10 protein-coding genes are annotated in these 8,084 nt (G+C 70.6%); 5 read left to right on the top strand and 5 right to left on the bottom strand.

The features are described from left to right. Positions 1–258 precede the first annotated feature (258 nt). Positions 259–873 carry a hypothetical protein gene (locus IE332_RS39865; RefSeq protein ID WP_189926655.1) on the top strand — a complete coding sequence of 205 codons (615 nt, stop codon included), beginning with the start codon at positions 259–261 and terminating at the stop codon, positions 871–873. A gap of 190 nt (positions 874–1,063) precedes the next feature. On the opposite strand, the gene IE332_RS39860 is transcribed toward IE332_RS39865, so the two are convergent. The 4 genes from IE332_RS39860 to IE332_RS39845 all read right to left on the bottom strand — a co-directional run bounded on the left by IE332_RS39860 (position 1,064) and on the right by IE332_RS39845 (position 4,760). Next, positions 1,064–1,468, bottom strand: a complete 405-nt coding sequence (locus IE332_RS39860; protein WP_189926653.1) for a hypothetical protein — start codon at positions 1,466–1,468, stop codon at positions 1,064–1,066. A 220-nt stretch (positions 1,469–1,688) separates the two neighbouring features. Next, positions 1,689–2,069 carry a DUF4158 domain-containing protein gene (locus IE332_RS42550; RefSeq protein ID WP_373313963.1) on the bottom strand — a complete coding sequence of 127 codons (381 nt, stop codon included), beginning with the start codon at positions 2,067–2,069 and terminating at the stop codon, positions 1,689–1,691. Between the two features lie 407 nt (positions 2,070–2,476). Further along, a complete protein-coding gene (locus IE332_RS39850; RefSeq protein ID WP_189926649.1) occupies positions 2,477–3,058 on the bottom strand; it encodes a hypothetical protein in 582 nt (193 codons plus the stop codon). 226 nt (positions 3,059–3,284) lie between these two features. Then, positions 3,285–4,760, bottom strand: a complete 1,476-nt coding sequence (locus tag IE332_RS39845; RefSeq protein WP_189926647.1) for an amino acid adenylation domain-containing protein — start codon at positions 4,758–4,760, stop codon at positions 3,285–3,287. Between the two features lie 326 nt (positions 4,761–5,086). On the opposite strand from IE332_RS39845, the gene IE332_RS42150 reads away from it, so the two are divergent. Both IE332_RS42150 and IE332_RS39840 read left to right on the top strand, forming a co-directional pair. Next, complete coding sequence (locus IE332_RS42150; protein ID WP_268256670.1) at positions 5,087–5,221, top strand: hypothetical protein; 135 nt, start codon at positions 5,087–5,089, stop codon at positions 5,219–5,221. A 164-nt stretch (positions 5,222–5,385) separates the two neighbouring features. After that, positions 5,386–5,916 (top strand): hypothetical protein, encoded by a 531-nt coding sequence (locus IE332_RS39840; RefSeq protein WP_189926645.1) that lies wholly within the window; start codon positions 5,386–5,388, stop codon positions 5,914–5,916. 168 nt (positions 5,917–6,084) lie between these two features. On the opposite strand, the gene IE332_RS39835 is transcribed toward IE332_RS39840, so the two are convergent. After that, positions 6,085–6,705, bottom strand: coding sequence for a plasmid pRiA4b ORF-3 family protein (locus IE332_RS39835; protein WP_189926643.1), 621 nt, complete (start codon positions 6,703–6,705; stop codon positions 6,085–6,087). Positions 6,706–7,043: 338 nt separating this feature from the next. On the opposite strand from IE332_RS39835, the gene IE332_RS39830 reads away from it, so the two are divergent. Together IE332_RS39830 and IE332_RS39825 are read left to right on the top strand one after the other, a co-directional pair. Then, positions 7,044–7,514: a hypothetical protein gene (locus tag IE332_RS39830; RefSeq protein ID WP_189926641.1), complete on the top strand. Its 471-nt coding sequence runs from the start codon at positions 7,044–7,046 to the stop codon at positions 7,512–7,514. A gap of 62 nt (positions 7,515–7,576) precedes the next feature. After that, entirely contained in the window at positions 7,577–8,008 is a 432-nt protein-coding gene (locus IE332_RS39825) for a hypothetical protein (protein ID WP_189926639.1), read from the top strand. Positions 8,009–8,084: the final 76 nt, after the last annotated feature.

Raw genomic sequence — 8,084 nt, 5'->3', positions numbered from 1 at the left:
CTACTGTCTCGCGAAGAACCGCAGATCAGCAGGTCGGGTGACCTCCGAGGTTAAACAACAAGTTCAGAAGCCGTTGCTCAATCGAGCTTGGTGATCGTGAGGAGTCTGCTACCTCGCGATCCTCTGGTCGTCTGGGCATGGAAGTGGAGCCCTCACACAGTTCGGGTGCCAGGACGCTTCGAGGCTGAGCCCTACCGCCTGCGGTGTCACCGCATCCGGATAGCCTCCGGCGGGAACGGGCAACCGATGGGAGTGGGCATGGACATCGAGGAGATGCTGGATCGACTCGGCGTGGTGATCGGGCCGCCGCCCGCGGACGGCGTGACCCCGGTCCCGTGGGAGCTCGTACCAGCGGCGATCGGCTTTCAGCTGCCCGCGGACTACCGGGCGTTCGCCGACCGGTACGGGTCGGTCAGCATCAGCAACGAGCTGCACATTTTCACACCAACGGAAGTCCCCAGTCCCCACGCCGCGGTGCCGTCCGGTTTCGAGGGGTTCCTGTACAACACGACGGAGCCCTACGGATACTGTGCCTGGCTAGCCGAGTGCTACCGGGACGAGGACTACAGGGAGTGCCCGTATCCGCTGTTCCCGGCCGAGGGTGGCCTGCTGAAGTGGGGCAACAACTACAATTCCGACCACTTCTTCTGGCTGATGCGGGGCTCGGATCCGGACCGATGGCCGGTGGCCGCCAAGTTCCACTCGATGTGGGAGTGGGACGTGTTCGAGGGCGGCTTCCTGGAGTTCCTGCTGGCGGCGGTGACCGAGCAGTATCCGTACCACGGGGACGTCGTTCCTGGCGGGACGAAGCAGGTCGGTGACGGCCGTGCCTATCGCTTTCGGGGTGACTGGTCGACGAACCTTCGGGAATGAGCCCGCGGACTCGGTCAACGGCCGGCTCCGAGCGGCTCCGGCTTGGTGACCCGGTCGGCCGTTGTCGTCCCCAGCTTGGTGGGCACGAGTTCGAGTGGACCAGCTCTGTCGGGTGAACTTCGCTGCCCATGAAAGCCCAGCAAGACAGCGCCGGCAGGCCCGGCCCGGCCCAGTAGCCGTTGGCCCCCGCTCAGGAGTTCGGGAAACACACGACATTGTCGCGGGTACCGGACCAATCCCCGATGTCGTTCAGGCGCTCGGTGAGTACGGCACTGGCGAGGGTGAGCCGGGTGATCTGCTGACGGAGTTCGAGGATCTCGGCGTTCTTGTCGGCGACGGTCTGCTTGAGCTTGACGATGGTCTCCCGCAGGCGCTTCTCGGTCCCCGGGATCTGACTGGTCTCGTTGCGGACGCGTTCGTAGAACTCGTTCCTCAGATCGGCGTGGCGCTTCATCAGGGCCATGCGGTGGACGCCGGCTTCGACCGCGAGGGCGGCGGCGGTGAGGCTGCCGTTGGATGCTGTGGCCTGCCCGGTCAAGAGCCGGTCGATGGCCTGCCGGATGCGGGTGCGCTCGTCCTGGTGGATCGGGGTCATCGCAGGGCCTCGGCGGTCTGGGCGGTGGAGTCGTGGGTGGCTGCGGTGGTGCGGAGGCGGTCGGAGCTGGTCCGTAGCCGGCGGCCGACCGGTGATGGCAGGCGGGCGTGGGTGTCAGTGCGGACGGTGTTGGCACAGCCGGGTCGGCAGTCGTACTGGCGGGGTGCGTTGGCGCCGGGGGCCGGTTCGCACAGGGCGCTGTCGCGTTTGAAGGCGCAGATCAACAGCGCGTCGGGGTTGTCGAACAGGACGATGCCGTCGCGGGCGAGGTAGGCGCGGGCCTTGTGGACGAAGGTGCGGGGGGCGATGTGGCCTTCGAAGCGAGGGACATGGGCGGCTGCGGTGAGGGCGCGCCGGGTGGCGGGGCCGGAGATGCGTTCGCTGGCGGCGAGCCTGTCGCGCAGGCGGGCGGCGGTGTCGGCGTCCGACCGGTGAGTGAGTACTTCACGAAGTCAGCAGCCGGCACCTTCACCAGCTCAGCGACGTACTCTACGGCCTGCTGCGGGGTCTCCTCAACGACCTCCGGGAACCGGCCCTCCAGCTCGAAGAACTTCAGCACCAGGCAGAAGCCCAGTCTCGTCGGCCCGGCCTTGTTCGCCACCAGATCCCAGTCGCCGTCCACCAGCGTTCAGCACGTCACCACGTCTTCCGGCGACCACTCCTGCCGCACGTCCCCGTCCTCTCGCCTCAGTCCACGGGACCACCCGACCGGCTCAACGAACCGGCGGGCCCGGGGCAACGGGCGACCTGACGAACCGTGGTCAAGCAGCGCGCTACCTTGCGGCTGGGGTCAGAGGTAGGACTCCGGGCCCCTTAAGGGTTGTTGCGCCTCGCTTTGCCGACGGGCGCCGCCGGGGACCGAGGCTCTGCTCGCCGACCTGTCCGAGCTTGAGCCTTGAGGAGGCCTGCTGTTCGGTCTTCACCGGACGGCGCGACGCCGCTGGCCACAGAGGCGAGGCAGAACCCGCTCTCGCAATCAGTCCGATGCTGCCTTTCCGTGGCGACACGTCAGGGAATGAAGTGCGCCCCGAGTAGACCGCGACCGGCATCTGCTGCAGCGCGCCACACCGGGGACACGCCGTCGAGCAGAGCGGTGATGTCGTCCCGATCACCCTCGCCGTGGAGGGCGGCGGTGAGCCGGAGCTCTGCCTGGCGTCGGCTCTGCGGGGTCCAGTCGTAGGCGCGTTCGACGGCGGGAAGGGTCTGCGCGACCTGCTCGGGGGTGAGGATGAGGTCTCCGAACCAACCGGGCAGTTCGGTGTAGCGCTGGGGGCCGAGGGCGAAGGCCATGCCGGCCGCAGGGTAGGCCTTGCACGTGGCGACCCCGAGGTGTGGCAGGGACTTGTCGTAGCCCCGCTCCCAGGCCTCGTAGACGGTGCAGATCCGCTCGTCCAGCACGGACGGGCCGGCCAGGTCGATGAACCGGTCCATGGCCTCCGGGACGCTGCCCGTGCTCCGCCACCACTCGAGGAGGTCCATGGATGCGGGGCGCGAGGCCTCCGCCGCGATGGCCGGAGCGAGTTCCGGCGCGTACCGCGCGATGGCGTCGGGGTCCATGGGGGCCAGGCACCACATTCCCAGGAAACTCACGGGCGGCTCCGCTCTCCTCGTGGTGCTGTGATGGTGCCACTCCCGTCTGACACCGGGGTGCCGCCTGCTGCCGTCCATTTGCAGGGTTGTCGTGCCTCGCCGTCCTTCGGTCCGAAGTGCTCAGCCGAGCGCGGAGCCTTCACGATCGACATGGCCGGAGCCGAAGGAGAAGCCGCCGCTCGGGCCCGGACTGTCAGAGGGGCCAGCCCGACGGGCGGCTCGCCAGTTACAGGCCGGCCCGGGTCAGCAGGCGCTCCATGTGCTCGGAGGGCAGGAACGGCGAGGCGGCGGCGGCCTGCGCGACCTGCTCCGAGGGGTCGGCCAGGAGCCGGAGCAGGGAGGGGAGCGGGAGGTTGCGGTGGGCTGCGACCGCGCGGCGGACGCGGGTTTCGGGGTCGGCGGCCAGGTGTTCGGCGAGTTCCGGGGGAAGGTCCGGATCGCGGGGTGCGAAGGAGCGCAGCCGGGGTTCGGGGTCGGTGGCGAAGCGGCGCAGGGTTGCCGGCGGGAACGTCAGGACCTCCGCCGTGTCCCACCAGAACGTGAACTTGTCCCGCCGGGGGTGGTAGCGGCGCTCGATGCTCTCGGCCCTCGCGGGATCGACCAGGTGCGGGGCGGCGTGCGCCATGGTGAGGCGGACGATCTCCTCCTCGTCGTCGAGCAGCCGGGCCACCGCTTCGGCGGGGAGGCTCTTGCCGGCGGCCGCTGAGACTCGGAAGCTGACGTACGGCGAGTCGATGTGCGGCAGTGGATCGGCGGTTACCCAGGGAAGGTGCAGGATCCGCAGTTCCGTGGGGGCGAAGGTGTTCTGACACCACTGCAGGACGGCGTCGTCGTCGGCGTCGGGGTCCGGGTCGGCCATCGCACGCGAAAGCTCCTGGACCGAGGCGTGGATCCGTGCCCGCACGTGCTCCGGCGTGTCAGGCCGGGCGAAAACCTTCACCCGCACGCTCAAGGCCGGGTCGACGGCCAGGACCTCACGCACCGACGGCGGCAGGTCGGGATGCCGGGCGAGCTCCGCGCGCACGTCGCTGTCCGGATCCTCGGCGAGCCGCCGGAGGGTGTCCGCGTCGAGAACGGCGTGCATCACCGCGCCCGCCCGGGTCACCGGGTCCGCCAACAGCGCCGGTACCAGGTCCGGGGGCGGTACCGGATGCGGCAGGTGCGCGAAGTAGATGGAGCAGGCCGCGGTGCGGACCTGCGCCTCGGGGTCGGTCAGCAGGATCCGGCGGACCGCCTCCGGCGCCTGTGTCCAGTGCTTCGCCAGCGCGGCGCGGACCGCGGGCTCATGGTCGCCGACGAGGCGGGCTCGGAGGTCGGGCGGTGTGTGGGGGTTCTGGGCCAGGGACTCGCGGACCTGCGGCTCCGGATCGTCGACGAGCTGCTCCAGCATCTCCCTCGGCGCGGTCGCGGCGCGGCTGACGAGCGCGGACCGTATCGCCTTGTCCCGGTGGGCGGCCAGGCGGATGCGAAACCGCTCCGGCAGCCGGTCGTTGAGCGCCAGGGCGTGCAGGAGCCAGTGGTCGTCGACGGCGACGATCTCGGCGATCAGGTCCTCGGTGAGGTCCGGACGCCCCGCCACCCGGCCCCAGCCCCGCCGCCACGCGAACAGCCGCCGGACCAGGGGAGCCGGCAGAGCGGGGTTCACGGCCAACCCGTCGACCACGTCGTCGAGATGCACCGGGGGCAGGGCGTCGGCATCCATGCCGTCAGGATGCCAGGCCGGCTTCGAGGCGACGCCGCCGGGCCGGGGCCGGCACCGGTCGAGGGCAAGGGCCGCTCGACGGGGCGGGCCCGCGTGGCTCCCACCACCGCGTCAGCCATGTCCCCACAAACGGCGGTCGGAGAGTTTGGCCGAAGACTCGATCGAGAGCGCCCTCGGGCCGCGCTACCGTCGGGACGAGGACACCAGTACCCAAGACCGGGGCAGGGCCGGACTGGTCGTAACGGCGACACGGGGACACGGGGGTAAGGGGAAATCCCCCTTGTCGCCCGTCGCCAGCGGCACTGGCAAGGCACTTGGAGTTCTGCATGTCCTCGGAGAAGAAGCAGTTCGCGCTCCCCCAGTCGGCCTGGGAGATCATCCAGCGGATTATCACCAGCGTCGCGGTGAAGCTCATGGTGGACGAGATCGAGCAGATCGCCGACGAGAGCGAGCGCGACTGACGCGCGCCGGCGGGGCCCCGGGTCCCGCCGGCACTTCACCAACCGGCCCGCCAGGCCCCCCGCGTTCGAACCGGGTGAACGTTCTGGTGGACTTCCGCCCAGGCCTGACCCCACCCATCTGGGTCGCGGCGGTGTGCGTGACGGGCACGCTGGCCGGCAGCGCCTTGACCGGCTTCCTTACCGCCCGGACCGAACGCCGCAAGGCCGAGGCGGCCGATCGTCAGGCCGAGCGCCAGCAGGCGGCGGCCGAACGCACCCAGGTCCGCGAACTCCGCGTCGAACACCGGCGTTGGCGACGCGACCGTCGACAGGCCGCCTACCTGGCGTTCACCCTCACCGTCGGGGAGGCCCGCCAGCTCGCCGACGACGGCCTCGCGCTCCTCGCCCAGGGCGCCCCGGACCGGAGCCGGGCCGAGGAACTGATGAGCGGCCTCGCCGTCAGCGCGAAGGAGGCCAAGACCGCGCTTGCGACCGTTCGCCTGGAAGGCCCCAGCGCAGTCGGAGAAGCCGCACTCGCCTACCACGACGGCGCGCGGTTCGACGCGACCTACGTCCGGACACGGCTCGCCGACGCCGAGCCCGCCGTGAGCCACGTCCGGGAGTACACCGAGCACACACGCCTGACCACGGACGCGGAGGTCCGGTTCCTGGAGGAAGCCGAGAAGGCGCTCGCGGAACTCACGGACCCGAGCTGACTGGCCAGTCTCCACACCTGGGGCACTGGCCGGAAGAAACGGCTGTCGGTCGGCTTCCGGAGAGCCTCGCTGCATGGAGTGAAGAGCAGTGCGGCGCCGCGTTGATCCCGGGAGGCTCTTGACCGCCCCCCCGGCGGGGCGGGGCGATCGGCTGGGCGCGGTCCGGTTTCAGTCGTGGACGAGTACGGTCGTGTAGTCGGCCAGGGCGGTGTTGATCTCGGCTGCGTCGAACGCGGCGGGCTCGAACTGGTCGGCCGAGTCGAGGCCGAGCCATTCGAGTCGTTCCTCGTGTTCTTCGTGGCCGGGGTCGGCGAGAACCTCGACGAGGTACTCGTATCCCCAGATCCCGCCGCAGTCCTCGGGCGGGCTGGCCCGCCGGCCGGTGAGGCAGTGCGGGTAGGAGACACCGCGTTCGGCGTCTCCTACGGCCTCGACGAGGATGTCGTGTTCCCAGTTGTCGCCGAAGTCGTAGGTGTAGCGGAACCGCGCGCCGACGCCCGGGGCGATCTGGTCGAGGCACATCGCCGTCGCGTCGCGGATCCCCAGTTCCCGATCGGTGACGCCGTACCGTTCCCGCCCGGTCTCGAAGGCCCACATGTGGTAGTCCTCCCAGCCGAACGCGGCCTGGACCAGGTCGTGCAGCCGCCGCAGATCCGTGCCCGACGGCACCTGCAGGCGACGCCAGATCGGGGGCCTGGAACCGGACAGGGTGACCTTGACCGTGTGGACGGACCTTCCCGGGGCGGTCCCGGAGCGGGCGGGCGGCTTCACGCGCCTGGTGTTCGACATGGCCGCCATCCTGCCAGCGGCACCGGCTCCCGTACGGGCCTTGACCGCCGGCCCACCCGCCCGCGTGACAACGACCGGCGCGTGTCGAGTCCAGGGGTGCGGAAATATCGGTGCAAAGCCCGTTCACGGTGATCTGGGAAGAGGACCAGTCGGCGACACCGGAGCAGTTGGCGCATTCGCGCACCCCCGGCCGCCCACGCCGTTACGGGCCCGAAAGGTCCTGACGTCGATGTCGGGGGTCGGCGTCCGGACCGGAGCCAGGATCCCGATTGAGGTCGGCGACGGCGGCACCTTGCCGGCCGCAAGCGCCGCCGCCGGCGGATGTCGCGGTGCCGGAGGTGGCGGGCGAACTCAAGGGCATAGTGCCGTCGGACATCGCGATGTCGCTGATGTCCGGTGCGGACTGGCCGAAGATGGCTCAGCAACTCGTCACGCTCGGGCGGGCGGGCGTGGACCTGGGCGAGTTCCTCCCGCGGGTCGGCGAGATCGCGGTGACCCTCCGGGACGCCGTGGGCGCGAACGCGGAGAAGATCGCTCGGGACGGCAACGAGGAGTGGCCGAAACTGCTGCGCGAGACCATGCCGGGCGGCATGGTGCGCGAAGCGATCCTGTCTTCGCCGGAGTGGCCGCAGATCGCCCAGACGATGCGGCAGCTGCACGGACAGCGCGGGGTCGACGTGCGCCGGCTCCTGGTGACCGCGCACACCGAAGGGCTCGGCGTGGACCAGGCCGTCGTCCGAGTGATGGACGCCGCGAAGACGCCTGCCGTCCCGTCGAGCCGCGACGCCAAGCGCGCCTGGGGCCGCTGACGACGGGGCTCGACATCCCCAAGGACCTCGATCTGACGAACCGCGAGAAGGCACTTGCGCAGGTGGGCGTCAGTGCCACCGAGAACTCCCGATACGTGCGGATGCTGCACGAGGCGATGCCCGGCAAGTCGCACGAGGCCGGGTTGTTGGTCAACACGCGCCAGTGGCCGCTGTTGGCCGCCCGGATGGCCCGGATGGAGGACGAGGGGCGTAAGCCCGGAGACCACCTGGTGCGGCTGTTGCGCGACCAGCAGTGGGCGAAGGGCCCGGCCTCGGAGCCGACCTCTCGGCTCGTGCAGGCCACCAGCGCGGCACTGCTCAAGCCGACCGGGGACGAGGCGGCGGCAAGCGGCGTGCTCCCCGCAGCGGCGAGGGCGGGATCGGTCATGGTGGGACCTACTAAGACCTCGGAGAAGAGCACGGCGCCGGCGGCGCCGGCGGTCGCTCCGCACCGGGCGGCCGGTCCCGCTCCGCGCGCCGGGCGCAAGCGGTAGCGGCGACAGCAGGGTGAGGCGGGGCCCCTTTCGCGCGATGAGCGGAAGGGACTCCCCGTGTCGTTCGGATAGCTTG

This window comes from Kitasatospora xanthocidica, from assembly GCF_014656195.1.
Taxonomy (GTDB): Bacteria; Actinomycetota; Actinomycetes; order Streptomycetales; family Streptomycetaceae; genus Kitasatospora; species Kitasatospora xanthocidica.
The sequence above is the reverse complement of the archived record's forward strand: the minus strand, read 5'-3'. Positions and strand labels throughout refer to the sequence as shown.